General features: G+C 53.4%; 9 protein-coding genes. 4 read left to right on the forward strand and 5 right to left on the reverse strand.

Annotation, left to right across the window (positions count from 1 at the left end; translation table 11 throughout):
• Positions 1 to 3: 3 nt before the first annotated feature.
• Complete coding sequence (locus tag J2I47_RS16230) at positions 4 to 1,422, reverse strand: carbohydrate porin (RefSeq protein ID WP_207365636.1); 1,419 nt, start codon at positions 1,420 to 1,422, stop codon at positions 4 to 6.
• 290 nt (positions 1,423 to 1,712) lie between these two features.
• On the opposite strand from J2I47_RS16230, the gene J2I47_RS16235 reads away from it, so the two are divergent.
• From J2I47_RS16235 to J2I47_RS16250, 4 genes are all read left to right on the forward strand, one after another.
• The gene (locus tag J2I47_RS16235; RefSeq protein ID WP_229374693.1) at positions 1,713 to 3,002 is read left to right on the forward strand and encodes a TolC family protein; all 1,290 of its coding nucleotides are present in this window, start codon (positions 1,713 to 1,715) and stop codon (positions 3,000 to 3,002) included.
• 124 nt (positions 3,003 to 3,126) lie between these two features.
• Positions 3,127 to 4,230, forward strand: coding sequence for an efflux RND transporter periplasmic adaptor subunit (locus tag J2I47_RS16240; protein ID WP_229374695.1), 1,104 nt, complete (start codon positions 3,127 to 3,129; stop codon positions 4,228 to 4,230).
• A gap of 94 nt (positions 4,231 to 4,324) precedes the next feature.
• Positions 4,325 to 7,456 carry an efflux RND transporter permease subunit gene (locus J2I47_RS16245; RefSeq protein WP_207365638.1) on the forward strand — a complete coding sequence of 1,044 codons (3,132 nt, stop codon included), beginning with the start codon at positions 4,325 to 4,327 and terminating at the stop codon, positions 7,454 to 7,456.
• A gap of 156 nt (positions 7,457 to 7,612) precedes the next feature.
• Positions 7,613 to 8,143 carry a low affinity iron permease family protein gene (locus tag J2I47_RS16250; protein WP_207365639.1) on the forward strand — a complete coding sequence of 177 codons (531 nt, stop codon included), beginning with the start codon at positions 7,613 to 7,615 and terminating at the stop codon, positions 8,141 to 8,143.
• A gap of 31 nt (positions 8,144 to 8,174) precedes the next feature.
• Here J2I47_RS16250 and J2I47_RS26615 read toward each other — a convergent pair whose 3' ends face one another.
• From J2I47_RS26615 to J2I47_RS16270, 4 genes are all read right to left on the reverse strand, one after another.
• On the reverse strand, positions 8,175 to 10,409 hold the full coding sequence (locus J2I47_RS26615) for an ATP-binding protein (protein ID WP_229374696.1): 2,235 nt from the start codon (positions 10,407 to 10,409) through the stop codon (positions 8,175 to 8,177).
• 183 nt (positions 10,410 to 10,592) lie between these two features.
• Positions 10,593 to 11,345: a succinate dehydrogenase/fumarate reductase iron-sulfur subunit gene (locus J2I47_RS16260; RefSeq protein ID WP_207365640.1), complete on the reverse strand. Its 753-nt coding sequence runs from the start codon at positions 11,343 to 11,345 to the stop codon at positions 10,593 to 10,595.
• 86 nt (positions 11,346 to 11,431) lie between these two features.
• Positions 11,432 to 13,369 (reverse strand): fumarate reductase/succinate dehydrogenase flavoprotein subunit, encoded by a 1,938-nt coding sequence (locus J2I47_RS16265; RefSeq protein WP_207365641.1) that lies wholly within the window; start codon positions 13,367 to 13,369, stop codon positions 11,432 to 11,434.
• A gap of 25 nt (positions 13,370 to 13,394) precedes the next feature.
• Entirely contained in the window at positions 13,395 to 14,093 is a 699-nt protein-coding gene (locus J2I47_RS16270; protein WP_207365642.1) for a succinate dehydrogenase cytochrome b subunit, read from the reverse strand.
• Between the last annotated feature and the right edge of the window lie 315 nt (positions 14,094 to 14,408).

Raw genomic sequence — 14,408 nt, forward strand, 5'->3', positions numbered from 1 at the left:
AGATCAAAATTCTACGTGGGTACGAACGCCGAATAGGTTCACCGGACCACGGTCACCGTTGTAACCAGGGTTGCCAACAAGTTGGTAATCAGCCGTAATAAAAAGCGTATGGGTAAGACGGGTCTTGTAAAACACCTCCAAAATCTGTTCCGGACGGTAGTTGGGCAATTTGCCGTCGCCGAGCATAAAGCCTGTGCCGCCCGCATTCAGGAAGGCTGCGTGGCCTGACGAAAGACCGTTCATAACCCCGGCCACCCCAATGGCATCTTCGGGACGCCCCCACCGGCTGCCGGCAATAAACGCACCCGCCGACACGCTCTGGTCAATCTCGGTGAAGGCCCAGGTGGCGGTTTTGCCATCGTTCCAGCTGGCACGGGCAAACAAACCGCTGTTTTGCGCAATGGGCTGTTCAAGGCTTAAACCAAATCCGTATTTAACCCCACCATAGCGTTCGCCATTGGAAATGTAGGGCCTTTGTGGATCGTTACTGCCATCCATTAGTTTCTGAATAGCATCGGTATAGGTAGGGGCTTTGGTTACGTTACGGAAGGCCAGAAAGCGCACCGTGCCAGGTTTTTTCAGCAGGTGATACCGGCTTTCTAACTCCATTGTAAGCCCGCCCGACTGCGCAATGTTCCAATCAAGAACATTACCGTTGGCCGTCTTGGGCATAAGGTTATAGGCCACCCGAAGTTCGTAGGCAGGGCGTACGTATTCCACAGCCAGCCCCCAGGTATAGCCGCGTGTGTTGGCGGGGTAATCCCAGGCACCGTAACTCATCAGCGACCAGTTCATGAACTGCGTCCTTGGGTCATGCGAGTAGGCGTTATTGTCGAATATGTCGGCTATTGAAAACTTGCCCGCCGTGATCACTACCCGCGAGTCGGGGCGTTGCTGCTTTACTTTATTCGCCTCAGAATCAATGTTTTCGGGCTTGGCGCCCGGCAGGGCAAATACCTGCTCAACGTAGAATCGCGCCACGTAAAGACCTGGTTTTGAGCTACCTATACGAAATGTTTCGCCGTTAGGGAAGCCTGCGATACCTACCGCCGGGTTGTACAGCGTCTCGTCGTACGGGTTTGTGGGGTCACGTCGGCCAACGCCGCGTCCACCGGCAATTTCGGGGTTGAGAAACAGGCTGCCCCCCTTCCAGAGCTTCCGGCCAATAAACAGCGTTGTTGTTACCGACAGTGTAGTGTCGGGCAAATCGCTAAGGGTATTGCGCCCCGAATACCCTGCGCCCTTGAAGCCCGTATGCCCCTGCACGATGGTGGTAAACTGGTAGTGCAGACTCCAGTTTTTCGACGAATCGAGGTAGTTATTGTTGTTATCTTTTTGGGCAAATGAGGGAATAATCAGCCCAATAAGGCCAAGTAGTGTAAGCAAAAATACCCTGTTGATGCGGGGACGAAGACAGGTCATAGTAAGCCGTTCAATGGAAAAAAGTAAAGGTCTACTATTTAAGCCAGTGTGACTTTAAGTACACGTTAAAACGGGGTTGAAAGCCGACATTAAAACTTTAAGGTTCGCTTAACAGGTGTTTAATAGGTGTTTAACGGGGTTGCAAGTAATTGCCCTGCGAAAGAAGATATACCCTGTGGGTTTTCTTGTTTCAGGCATCAGATACACCGACCGTTATGTCTTTTTTAATTAAGTATTGCCAGTTAACCAACAGGTGGCTGACAGCAGGAATACCTCTTGTCTTGCTGCTTTTGTCTGTCAGCTCTGGTGTTCAGGGTCAGCCCAAAGCACCCGAAGCCCCTACTACGCCCCCCACCAGTGATACGCTCCGCATTAGCCTGCCTGACCTGGAGCAACAGGTGCTGGCCCGCAATTATCAGTTGCTGGCTCAACGCTACCAGATCGACATTGCCGGGGCCAGCGTAATTCAGTCGGGGCTGCGGCCCAATCCTAACCTGTGGTTTCAGGGCCCTTTGTACAACCCTCAAACCAAGCGCGTATTGCCGTTTGGCTCACCCACACAGGCCGACATGCAGTCGGGGCAGTTCAACAGTGGGGCTTATGCCATCCAGCTTCAGCAGGTTATTCTGCTGGCGGGAAAGCGTAGCAAACTGGTAGCCCTGGCGGAAAGCAACCGCACCCTGGCTCAGATTGCTTTCCGCGACGTATTACGAACCTTACGTTTCCAGCTTTATTCGACCTACGCCAACCTGTATTTCGACATGCAGGCGCTGAGTCTCTTGCAGGCCGAACTCGCCCGGCAGCAACGGCTGGTGGAGTCGTATCGGATTGCACAGCAGACCGGTGGCGTGGCTCCCTATGAAGTGACCCGCCTCGACGTGGCAAACCGCGATCTACAGGCCAACATTGCCAACTATCTGGCGCAAATAGCCGATAGCCAGGCTACGTTGCGGGTGTTATTGCGACAACCAGCCAACACGTTTCTGATGCCTACCGACCTGCCCGTGGGTACCCCGGCCCTGCCAGCGGTAGCTACTGCCATTGATTCGGCACTGACCAACCGGCCCGACCTGGCGCTCTCGCAGGAGCAGATTACTAACGCGTCGCGGAGTTTGGCGCTGGAGAAAGCACGCCGTACCCCAGACCTGACCACGGGTTTGTATTTCGAGAAGTACAGCAACGCTTACAACAACTTCACGGGCTTTCAGGTAGCCATGGACCTGCCCGTGCGGAACCGGAATCAGGGCGCCATTCGGGCGGCCGAGCTGACGGCCAAAAGCGTGCAGGCAGGCGTAGAAAATCAGCAGACGATTGTGCAAAGTGACGTGCTCAACGCCTACGATAAACTCAACGCCTACTACAACCAGGTAAATACCCGACCAGCCGGCTACCTCGACCGGATTCAGAATATTTCGGTGGAGGCTACCAAAGCCTACAACGCCCGGGTGATCGGTCTGCTCGATTACCTCGATAAAATCCGTACCTATCAACAGGCCCGGCTCAACCACATCAACCTGCTCAATAACATCTTCCAGAGTCAGCAACAGCTTGACTATGTGACGAATACGAAATTTTTCTAATTAGTGAATGAGTGATTGAGCGAGTGTTTGGAATCGCTACGCGGCGCATTTATATAAAACGTATCGCATAGCGATTCCAAACACTCGCTCAACCACTCATTCGCTCATTCGCTCATTCACAAAGATGAAAACAATCCATCTAATCATACCCGCCCTGTTGCTATTGGCAGCTTGCGGCAAGAAAGACGAAAAAGCGGCGGAGGCGCCTACCTCGGCGGCTGATTCTACGGCCAGCTATCTCACCGATTCGGTACGGCGCATGAATCCGGAAAACGAACTGACGCTTAACGGTACTGTCACCTTCGACCAGGACAATGTGGTGCGGGTGTTTCCGCTGGTGAGTGGTAACGTCGAAAAGGCTACCGTCACGCTGGGCACGTTTGTAAAAAAAGGGCAGGACCTCGCCGTGATCCGGTCGGGCGACATCTCAAACTATGTCAATGATTATCAATCCGACAAGGCCGATCTGGAAGTGGCGCAGCAGGGATTAAAAAATACCGAGGCGCAGTTTAAGGCCGGCTTCGCTTCACAGACAGACATGCTGACGGCAAAAAACAACTTGAAAAAGGCGCAGGAAGAGTTGGGCAAATCGGCCAACGTACTGCGGGTATATGGCGGGGCCAACGCCGCCAATGGGCAGCCCTACTTCACGGTGAAAGCACCCATTGGCGGCTACATCGTGGAGAAGAACGTGAACACCGGGCAGGATCTGCGGGCGGATAACCAAAGCCCGCTTTACACCATCTCCAGTTTGCAGCGTATCTGGGTAATGGCCAATGTGTACGAGCAGGACATTCCGCAGATCAAACAGGGTGAATCTGTTGACGTTCAGATACTTGCCTACCCTGATCGTACTTTCCGCGGTCATATAGACAACGTGAGCAGTGTGCTTGATCAACAGGCGCGGGTGCTGAAAGTGCGGATTGTGCTTGATAATAAAGAGGGTCTGCTCAAGCCCGATATGTTTGCCACGATTCATGTACACGTAGGTAACAACGGTGGCGGTACGCAGGGTAATGCGCTGGCGGTGCCTCAGAAAGCCGTTGTCTTCGACCGTGACCACTATTATGTGGTGCTGCTGAAAGGCAAGGATAAGTACGAAGTGCGGGAGGTGAAAGTAGAGAAAAACACCACCCGGTATGCCTTCGTGGAAGGCGGTGGACTGAAACCCGGCGACACCGTTATTACAGAAGGTAGTTTGCTGTTATACAACGACTTAACGGACTAGTTTAATGAGCGAATGAGCGACGGTCCGGCGTTCCGGTGAGCGAATAGGCTTACGCCGGACCGTCACTCATTCGCTCATTCGCTAATCATTACTGATGAACAAATTCATTCGCAGCATTGTCACCTTTGCCTTGACGAACCGCTTTGCGGTATTCTTTGGCATACTGCTCATCATTGTGGGCGGGGTGGTTAGTTTTATGGATACGCCCGTCGAGACTTTTCCCGACGTAACCAATACCAACGCAATTATTATTACGCAGTGGCCGGGGCGGTCGGCAGAGGAGGTAGAGCGCTACGTGACCATTCCGCTGGAGACCGAACTGAACTCAGTACCCAAGAAAAGTACGCTTCGGTCGGTGTCACTCTTTGGGCTTTCGGTGGTTACCATGATCTTCGACGATGGGGTTGACAACTTCACGGCGCAGACTAACGTGGCCAACCGCATCGCCAACGTTGATCTGCCCGAAGGTGTGCAGGCTGAAATTCAGCCCCCCTACGGCCCTACGGGTGAGATTTACCGGTTTACACTGGAAAGCAAGACCAAAGACATCACTGAACTGAAGTCAATTCAGGACTGGGTGATTGAGCGGCAGATCAAATCAGTACCGGGCATTGCCGATGTGGTGAGCTTTGGCGGAAAGGTGAAAACCATTGAGGTGAGCCTGAACCCAATACTACTGGCCGACTATGGCTTTACAGCCGTTGATGTAGATCAGGCGATTCACGAGAGTAACGTCAACGTAGGGGGCGACGTGATCAAGCAGGGGAATCAGTCGCTGGTGGTGCGGGGCATTGGCCTGCTCACCAAGCCCGACGATGTGGCCGGTATCATCATCGACAACGTGAACGGCGCACCTATCCGCGTTCGTGACGTGGCTACTGTAAAGGAATCATTTCAGCCCCGGCTGGGTATTGTAGGCCGCGACAACCAAGACGATAAAGTAGAGTGCATTGTGGTGATGCGCAAGGGCGAAAACCCCGATCAGGTAATTCCCGCGCTGAAAGCCAAGATCGACGAGCTGAACAATTCGATTTTGCCCAAAGACGTCAAAATCAACACGTTCTATGACCGTACTACGCTCAACAACTACACCATACACACGGTGGGCGAGAACGTGTTTCTGGGCATTTTCCTGGTAACGGTCATTCTGCTGCTGTTCCTGGCCGACTGGCGCACCACGCTGACGGTGGCCATTGTGATTCCACTGGCCCTGCTGTTCGCCTTTATCTGCCTCAAGATCAGGGGTATGACGCTCAACCTGCTGAGTGTGGGCGCGCTGGACTTCGGTATCATCATTGACGGGGCGGTGATCATGGTGGAAGGCCTGTTTGTGGTGCTGGCCCACAAAGCCGAAACGCTGGGGATGATGCAGTTCAATAAGCGGGCTAAACTAAGCTGGATTGCCTCGGCAGCAACCGAGGTGGGCAAGTCGATTTTTACAGCTAAAGTGATCATTATCACGGCGCTACTACCCATTTTTGCCTTCCAGAAAGTAGAAGGTAAACTGTTTAGCCCGCTGGCCTGGACCATTGGTTTTGCCCTGTTGGGTGCCCTCATCGTGAGCCTTACGCTCATTCCGCTGCTATGCTCAATCCTATTGCGCAAGAACGTTCGTGAACGGCATAATCCGCTAGTGCAGTTCATCATCAACGGCTATACGCCCGCGCTCGACTGGGCCATCCGGAAGCCAAAATCCATCATCGGTATTGCACTGGTGGGCCTGGCTATTTCGGGCTATATCTTCGCCGCCCATGTGGGTTCCGAGTTTCTGCCAGGTCTGAACGAAGGATCCATTTACGTGCGGGCCTCTCTCCCCTACTCGGTCTCGCTGGACGAGAGCTACGCGTATACGCGGAAGTTTCGGGCCATTTTCAAGGAGTTCCCGGAGGTGCGGGGCGTGATTTCGCAAACGGGCCGCCCCAACGACGGTACCGACCCCACAGGTTTCTTCAACAATGAGTTCTTCGTGGACCTCTACCCGAAGGAAGATTGGAAACGGGGCCTGACAAAGGAAGAAATCATTGGGCAGATGCAGCAGAAGTTAGCCCGGTTCAAAGGGGTTTCGTTCGGTTTCTCGCAGCCCATCTCCGACAACGTAGAAGAAGCCGTGTCGGGTGTGAAGGGGTCTATGGCCATAAAAATCATTGGTACCGACCTGAACGTGCTGGACAAAGAAGCTACGCGGGTGCTAAACGTGATGAGGCACATCCGGGGCGTAGAAGACCTTGGCGTATTCCGTAACCTGGGTCAGCCCGAATTCCGCATCACCCTCGACCCGCAGAAGCTGGCGCTGTACAACGTGCCGACAGACGTGGCGCAGTCGGTGATTGAAACGGCCATTGGCGGCAAAACCGTGACGCAGTATTTTGAAGGCGAACGCAAGTACGACATCAAAGTGCGCTACGACGAGCGGTTTCGCTACTCGCCCGAAATGATTGAAAACCTGCTGGTGCCTACCCGCACGGGGGCCAAGATTCCGCTGAAAGAAATCTCAAACATCACCACGCAGTCGGGTCCAGCGTTTGTTTATCGGGAAAACAGTGCCCGATTCATTGCCATCAAATTTTCGGTGCGGGGTCGCGATCTGGGCGGCACCATTGCCGAAGCCCAAAAGACGGTAGGCGAGAAAATTAAGCTGCCCGAAGGCTACCGGATGCGGTGGGCGGGTGAATTTGAGAATCAGACCCGCGCTCAGAAAACGCTGCTGGTGGTGGTGCCCATCTCCATTACCGTTATCTTCCTGATCCTGCTGTTCACATTCGGCAGCGCGCTGGATGCCACCCTGATCATTCTGAACGTGCCGTTTGCGCTTATCGGTGGTTTTATGGCCCTGTGGCTCACTGGTATCAACTTTAGTATCTCGGCGGGGGTTGGTTTTATCTGTCTCTTCGGTGTATCGGTACTGAATGGGGTTATCCTGATCAACCGTTACAAAGAGAACCAAAAGCTGAAAATGGGTATTCTCGAATCCATCCGCGAGGGGTCTATCGCCCTGGTACGGCCCATTGTGATGACCGCCCTGATGGCATCGCTGGGTTTGTTGCCCGCGGCCCTGTCGACGGGCATTGGCTCAGAAACGCAGAAGCCCCTGGCCACGGTGATGATTGGCGGGTTCATTACCAGCACCATTCTGTCGCTGCTGATCTTGCCCGTTATCTATGGCCTCATCTACACCCGCCGTAGTCGCAACGAGCAGGTGAAACGAAAAGCAGCACAAGCAGTATAGAAGAGCATTGGATGCTGGATAATGAACGCTGGACTAATGGATTCCGGTGGCTAAATCCAGCATCCAACGGCTAACTTCCACATCTACAATAAGAAAAATAACCAATCTGACAGGCTTTTCCTGTTATTCGTTGACAATCATTCGCTCAGCATAACAATGGAAAACACAACCCCTGAGAACGAGCAGGCACCAAAGCAGAGATGGTCAGACCGTTTCGACCGTTTTGCGCTCTACATCACCCGCGTCACGGGTAGCTCAACAGCCTTTATACTAGCTATGGGTATTGTGCTCGTTTGGGCGGCTACCGGACCCATCTTTCATTATTCTGAAACCTGGCAACTGGTCATCAACACCGGTACCACCATCATCACGTTCCTGATGGTATTCGTCATTCAGAAAGCGCAGAACAAAGAGTCGCTGGCGGTACAACTAAAACTCAACGAGCTTATTTCGGCCACAAAAGGAGCCAGCAACCGACTCGTTTCGGTCGAAAACCTCTCGGAGCAGGAGCTACAGGTGCTTTGTGAACACTACAGCGCCATGGCCGAGTTGACCAAACAAGCCAGTGACCTGCTTAAGTCACACTCAGTGGAAGAGGCGATTCGCGATACGGAAGAAAAACTGAGCGATCAGACCGCGCGTGACAGCAGGGGATTGGTGAGGTCAGCAGAAGACATTTCTCACTGAGATCAAGAAAGACTTATGGCCTCTGGGATGGCTATCGTTTCAGCACCACGACAAACGTACTTCCCTCGCCCTCAACCGATTCCACACACATGGTACCGCCGTGGCCTTTGGTGACGATATCGTAGCTAAGGCTAAGGCCCAGTCCAGTCCCCTGCCCGCTGGGTTTGGTGGTGAAAAACGGCTGGAAAATCTTGTTCAATACCCCCGCCGGAATGCCCGTGCCGTTGTCTGTTACCCTGATTTCGATGTGTTCCGATGATCCCGGTTCCGACGATTCCGGTTCCGATGATCCCAGTCCGGTGGACTGGGCTGTTGATGTGGCCCCTTCAGGGCGGTTCGACGGTTCGGTAAAGGTGCGGGTGGTGACGGTGACGGTTGGTTCGTAATTTGTGGGTTGTCGTTTGGCACGTTCCGAAACGGCGTAAAATGCGTTGTTGAACAGGTTTAGCAGCACCCGGCCCATGTCCTGACTCACCACCGAAATAAGTGGAAGCGCGGTATCAAAATCAGTTATCAGTCTGACATTAAAGGCTTTATCTTTACCTCGCAGACCATGATAGCTCAGCCGTAGGTATTCGTCGGCCAGGGCATTGAGGTCGGTTGGTTCACGCTGCCCGGCACTACTGCGGGAGTGTTCGAGCATGCCGCGAACAATATTCGATGCCCGTTTTCCGTGGAAACTGATTTTGCTCAGATTCTGGGTGAGGTCAGTCAGGAGTTCAGTTTCCAGCCTGTCATCGCGGTCAGTCAGCGGCTTTGTTTTTTCTTCCTGCATTTCCTCCACCAGTTCGGTACTCACCTCGGTGAAGTTGTTGACGAAGTTGAGTGGGTTCTGGATTTCGTGGGCAATACCCGCCGTCAGTTCACCTAGCGAGGCCATTTTTTCGCGTTGTACCAGTTGTTGCTGGGTGGCCCTCAAATCGTTTAGCGATTGATTCAACTCAGCAGTACGGGCGGCAACCTGTTCTTCCAAAAAAGCTTTTTGTTGGTTCAGAATGGCCTCTTTTTCGGCAGAAAGCTGTTTCACCTCGGCCAGATTATGGGCCAGTTGTAGGTTGGTATGAGCGTTTTCGCGCGCCAGCAGCAGTGCCAGTGTGAGGGGAACGGTCAGGAAAAACAGGGCCATGAGTGTTTCGTTGATCGTGTCGAGGTGAGCAGCAAACACGCTCTGAAACAGGTAGTTGACCACCAGTTGGCTGGTCAGCATCACGATCAGACTGATCAGGCTTCCCATTACAATGTAGCCGTCGGCCGATTTGGCTTTGATGGCACTTACGCTCAAAAACATGCCCTGCGTCAGTAACAGCGTGATGCCAAAAGAGAAAACGTAGGCGTTGTATTCGAAGGCACTGTAGTTGCTCAGAACTACGTTGATGAGCATCAACGCCGCCGTCAGCCAGAACACCAGGCCTGGTCGACGTTGCAGGTAGAAGTAGTACGTAAGGAGCAGGCAACTGAGATAGAGTACAAATGCCAGCAGACTCAATAACCCCAGCCAGCTAATTGGCACGATCCCAGCGGTGTATTTAAGGGCGTTTTGGGCAATGAAATAGATCGCGCCAAACACCATGGTAAGACCAAATACCAGGCTGATCCGTTTCCGCCGATACACAAAATAAAAAGCATGGACCACCGCCAGCGACAGGAAAAAACCAGCGAGCCAGTACGCGCCCGCCACGTCCCAGAAGGTACGGAGTACGACGCGCCGGTTGCTGCCTTTCGTTGGCACAAACCGTATACCAAAGGCACCATTGACTTTATCGAGTCGGCTAGGTTCGTACCAGCGCACGGGCCGGTGCGCCAGCCGAACTGCCACTATATGCAGGCCGGGGCTTAGTGGAGGCAGCAGTTCAAAGTCGCCCTGCGGTGCGGTCATGGCTTCAATCACCTTGCCCGACGCGTCCATTTGTCCGTAGGCCCGCAACGGTTTTCCGTCTATGTACACCACCGAAGCACCTAGTTGCGCAATCCGAAAGGATATCGACTGCGCGGCCACTGCCGAATCAAGCAAAACAGGTAGTCTTAGCCAACCAATGTTCGTTTTTCTGAAATCAGGAAGTTGATCTGTTGTAGGGTAATTCGCTACGGTATCCCAGCGGCTGTCGTCCAGCGAAGGTGATGCCCATGCCAGATTATCACCTGCATGCCAGCGCCAGCCTTTTTCGAGCAGAACACCTTTCTGAGGCAAGCTGTCGATGCGCATGTCGGATTGTGCCGACGCGACAAAACCAAATAAGATGAGTACTATTACCGGGGCAAGTTTCATTTGGCTAAGTAAAGAAACTTGACGCTATAAGCCGCCTACCTCCGTCGCCTATCTCTACCCCTATCCTACCATACCGGGGTTTGTAATTAACCTGTATTGGCGTTCAGGCCTGAGGTGAAAACCCACAAAAAAGGCCTCCCGCGCTAACGCGGGAGGCCTTTTTAATAAAAACTGAAACCCAAATCAAACAGCCTCTGAGGTGATTTTGGCACCCAGGTATTCGCGGTTGAGGCGGGCAATGTGATCGAGTGAAATCGACTTGGGGCATTCTACCGAACAGGCACCCGTAAACGAACAGGCCCCGAATCCTTCAGCGTCCATTTGCGCTACCATCCGCTCGGCCCGAATGCTGGCTTCAGCCTGTCCCTGTGGCAACACAGCGAGGTGCGATACCTTGGCCGCCACAAACAACATAGCCGACGCGTTTTTGCAGGCCGCCACGCAGGCACCACAGCCGATGCACTGTGCCGCGTCCATGGCCTCATCGGCAATGGTGCGGGGAATCAGCGTCTCGTTGGCGTCGCGGGCCGAGCCGGTATTCACCGACACATAGCCACCCGATTGCACCACCCGATCAAACGCCGACCGGTCGACCATCAAATCTTTGATGACCGGAAAGGCCCGTGCCCGCCAGGGTTCCACAATGATGGTGTCACCGTCGGCAAAGCTCCGCATGTGCAGTTGGCAGGTGGTAGCCCCCGTTTGTGGTCCGTGCGCCCGCCCGTTGATGTACATTGAACACATGCCGCAGATACCCTCGCGACAGTCATGGTCGAATGCTACCGGCTCTTCACCTTTGTGCATCAACTCGTCGTTCAACACATCGAACATTTCCAGAAACGACATGTCGGGCGAGATATTATCCAGCTTATAATCAACGAGTTTGCCGGCCGCATTCCCGTTCTTTTGTCTCCAGACTTTGAGATTAATCTTCATTTTCGAAATGGATGCTGGACGTTATATACTGGACGTTGGACTATTGAACGAATCCAACATCCAATATCCAGTAGTCAACATCTAGTTTATTTATAGCTCCGTTGTGTCAGTTTCACGTTTTCGAACACGAGTTCTTCTTTGTGTAACACTTCGGGCTGGTTATCACCTTTGTATTCCCAGGCTGCCACGTAGGCAAAGTTGGCATCGTCGCGCAGGGCCTCACCGTCTTCGGTTTGGTACTCTTCGCGGAAGTGCCCGCCACATGACTCCTCACGCGCCAGTGCATCGTCGACCATCAGTTCACCCAGTTCGATGAAGTCGGCCACCCGACCAGCTTGCTCCAGGGCCTGATTCATCTCTTCGGCGTCACCTACCACGCGCATGTTGGTCCAGAATTCTTTTTTCAGATCCTGAATCATGCCCTTCGCTTTTTTCAACCCTTCCGCCGAACGCGACATGCCGCAGTAGTCCCACATGATGTGGCCCAGTTCGCGGTGAATCTCTTCCGGAGTGCGTTCGCCCTTCGCGCTCAGCAACCGGTCGACCATGTGCTTTACTTCTGCTTCAGCGGCCTTGAATGCGGGCGCTTCAACAGGCAGTTTGTCGGCATGACCAATGGTAGCCAGGTAGTCGCCCAGTGTATACGGCACAACAAAATAGCCGTCGGCCAGACCCTGCATCAGCGCCGAAGCACCCAAACGGTTGGCACCGTGGTCAGAGAAATTAGCCTCGCCCAAAGCATAAAGCCCTGGGATAGTGGTCATTAAGTTATAATCAACCCAGAGACCGCCCATCGTGTAATGCACAGCGGGGTAGATCATCATTGGCGTCTCGTACGGGTTGTCGTCGACAATCTTTTCGTACATCTCAAACAGGTTGCCATACTTCGCTTCAATCGTAGTACGACCGTCGCGCTTGATAGCATCGGCAAAATCGAGGTATACAGCCAGACCGGTGGCTGCCACGCCGCGCCCTTCGTCGCAAACGTATTTGGCATTCCGTGAGGCCACGTCGCGGGGCACCAAATTACCAAAAGCCGGGTAGCGACGCTCCAGGAAGTAGTCGCGGTCTTCTTCTTTCAGGTCGGTTGGCTTCAACTCTCCCTTCCGGATCTTCTCGGCATCTTCTTTGGTTTTGGGTGCCCAAACGCGCCCGTCGTTCCGCAGTGATTCCGACATCAGCGTCAGCTTCGACTGGTACTTACCTTTCACGGGAATACACGTGGGGTGAATCTGCGTGAAGCAAGGGTTAGCCATAAGGGCCCCTTTTTTGTGCGCCCGCCACGCCGCCGTCACGTTTGATCCCATGGCGTTGGTGCTCAAATAGAACACGTTGCCGTAACCGCCCGTACAAAGCAGCACCGCATGCGCTGAATGCGACTCGATCTTACCCGTTACCAGGTTACGCGTGATGATGCCGCGGGCTTTGCCGCCTTCCACCACCAGATCGAGCATTTCGGTGCGGGGAAACATCTTCACCTTACCGTTGGCAATCTGCCGGCTCAAAGCCGAATAAGCCCCCAGCAACAACTGCTGACCGGTTTGGCCCCGTGCGTAGAACGTGCGGCTTACCTGTGCGCCCCCGAAAGACCGGTTGGCCAGCAGACCGCCATACTCACGGGCAAATGGAACGCCCTGCGCCACGCACTGGTCGATGATGTTAACACTTACTTCGGCCAGGCGATATACGTTGCCTTCGCGGGCGCGGTAGTCGCCACCTTTGATGGTGTCATAGAACAGCCGGAAGACAGAGTCGCCGTCGTTCTGGTAGTTTTTGGCGGCGTTGATACCACCCTGGGCGGCAATACTGTGCGCCCGACGCGGGCTGTCCTGAAAGCAAAAAGCCTTCACAGTGTAGCCCAATTCGGCTAGTGAGGCAGCGGCCGATGCGCCCGCCAGACCCGTACCAACCACAATTACTTCATACTTCCGCTTGTTAGCCGGATTTACCAGCTTCAAGCCGAACTTGTGCCGTGCCCATTTCTCGGCTAACGGCCCTTCCGGAATTTTTGACTCTAAGTTCATAGACGCTCGTTGTTAGGAAAGCTACTTATCCGATGACACCTACGTGTTTAAGGAAAAAATAAACCGGCATGGCAGCGAAAAGGGCCGGAATCAGCATAGAAAAAACATATACTCCCAAAAATTCGATCAAAGGGGTGTACTTCTTATGGCGCAGACCCAACGTCTGGAAGCCACTCTTGAAGCCATGTACCATATGATAACCGAGGGCGCCCATGGCAATGACATAGAACAGCACATACCACCAGTTTGAGAACGCCTCCAGCACGATCTTATACAGGTCTTTGTACTCTTTACCATCATACTCAGCCATAGGGATGGGGCCGAAGTGCATCGTGTACCAGAACGTGCGCATGTGGATGACGATGAAGATAAGGAGCACCGTACCCAAAATACCCATGTTCCGCGACGACCAGGGGCTGTTGGCTTCGGGCCGTTGGTAAGCATACTTAACCGGGCGCGATGCCTGGTTGTGACGCGTAAGGATCAGAGCCATCAGCGCGTGAACAACAATAGACGTATAGAGCAGATACGACACCGTCATGATCACCGGGTTGTGGGTCATGAAGTAGCTGTATTCATTAAACGCCCGGCCACCGTCGGCTTTGAACAATTGCAGATTACCTGCCACGTGTACGATCAGGAATGTACACAAAAACAGGCCCGTCAGCGACATGATCACTTTTCGACCAAGCGAACTGGCTAACGTTTGGGTTACCCAAGACATAGGATATTAAGCAGATATACAGTTGAAAAACACCAATTAAGCCTGGTTAAACGCTGACGTTCAGCGTTGCCACGACCCCGCAAAAGTACAGGCCAATGGCTACGCAAACAAGGATAAAAACCCCGTTTTCCGGGCCATTTGCGGCATTGACTGCCACCAATTGGTCAACGATGTGTTTGCCTCATTTGTTCAGCTTTTCCGGGGAAGGATTAAACAATCCGGCAGTAAGCCAACCCGGCGTTTGGCGAACCTGCAGGCGCCCCTGAGAAGCCCAGAAAAGCTATCTTATATTTCTGACTACCAGTCTATTTTGAT

Source organism: Fibrella rubiginis, assembly GCF_017353185.1.
Classification (GTDB): domain Bacteria; phylum Bacteroidota; class Bacteroidia; order Cytophagales; family Spirosomataceae; genus Fibrella; species Fibrella rubiginis.

Bases quoted from the DNA above. Each gene is read 5' to 3' on its own strand.
- J2I47_RS16250 (WP_207365639.1), top strand. From the start codon at position 7,613: ATGGAAAACACAACCCCTGAGAACGAGCAGGCACCAAAGCAGAGATGG.
- J2I47_RS16265 (WP_207365641.1), bottom strand. From the start codon at position 13,369: ATGAACTTAGAGTCAAAAATTCCGGAAGGGCCGTTAGCCGAGAAATGG.
- J2I47_RS16270 (WP_207365642.1), bottom strand. From the start codon at position 14,093: ATGTCTTGGGTAACCCAAACGTTAGCCAGTTCGCTTGGTCGAAAAGTG.
- J2I47_RS16230 (WP_207365636.1), bottom strand. From the start codon at position 1,422: ATGACCTGTCTTCGTCCCCGCATCAACAGGGTATTTTTGCTTACACTA.
- J2I47_RS26615 (WP_229374696.1), bottom strand. From the start codon at position 10,409: ATGAAACTTGCCCCGGTAATAGTACTCATCTTATTTGGTTTTGTCGCG.
- J2I47_RS16245 (WP_207365638.1), top strand. From the start codon at position 4,325: ATGAACAAATTCATTCGCAGCATTGTCACCTTTGCCTTGACGAACCGC.
- J2I47_RS16240 (WP_229374695.1), top strand. From the start codon at position 3,127: ATGAAAACAATCCATCTAATCATACCCGCCCTGTTGCTATTGGCAGCT.
- J2I47_RS16260 (WP_207365640.1), bottom strand. From the start codon at position 11,345: ATGAAGATTAATCTCAAAGTCTGGAGACAAAAGAACGGGAATGCGGCC.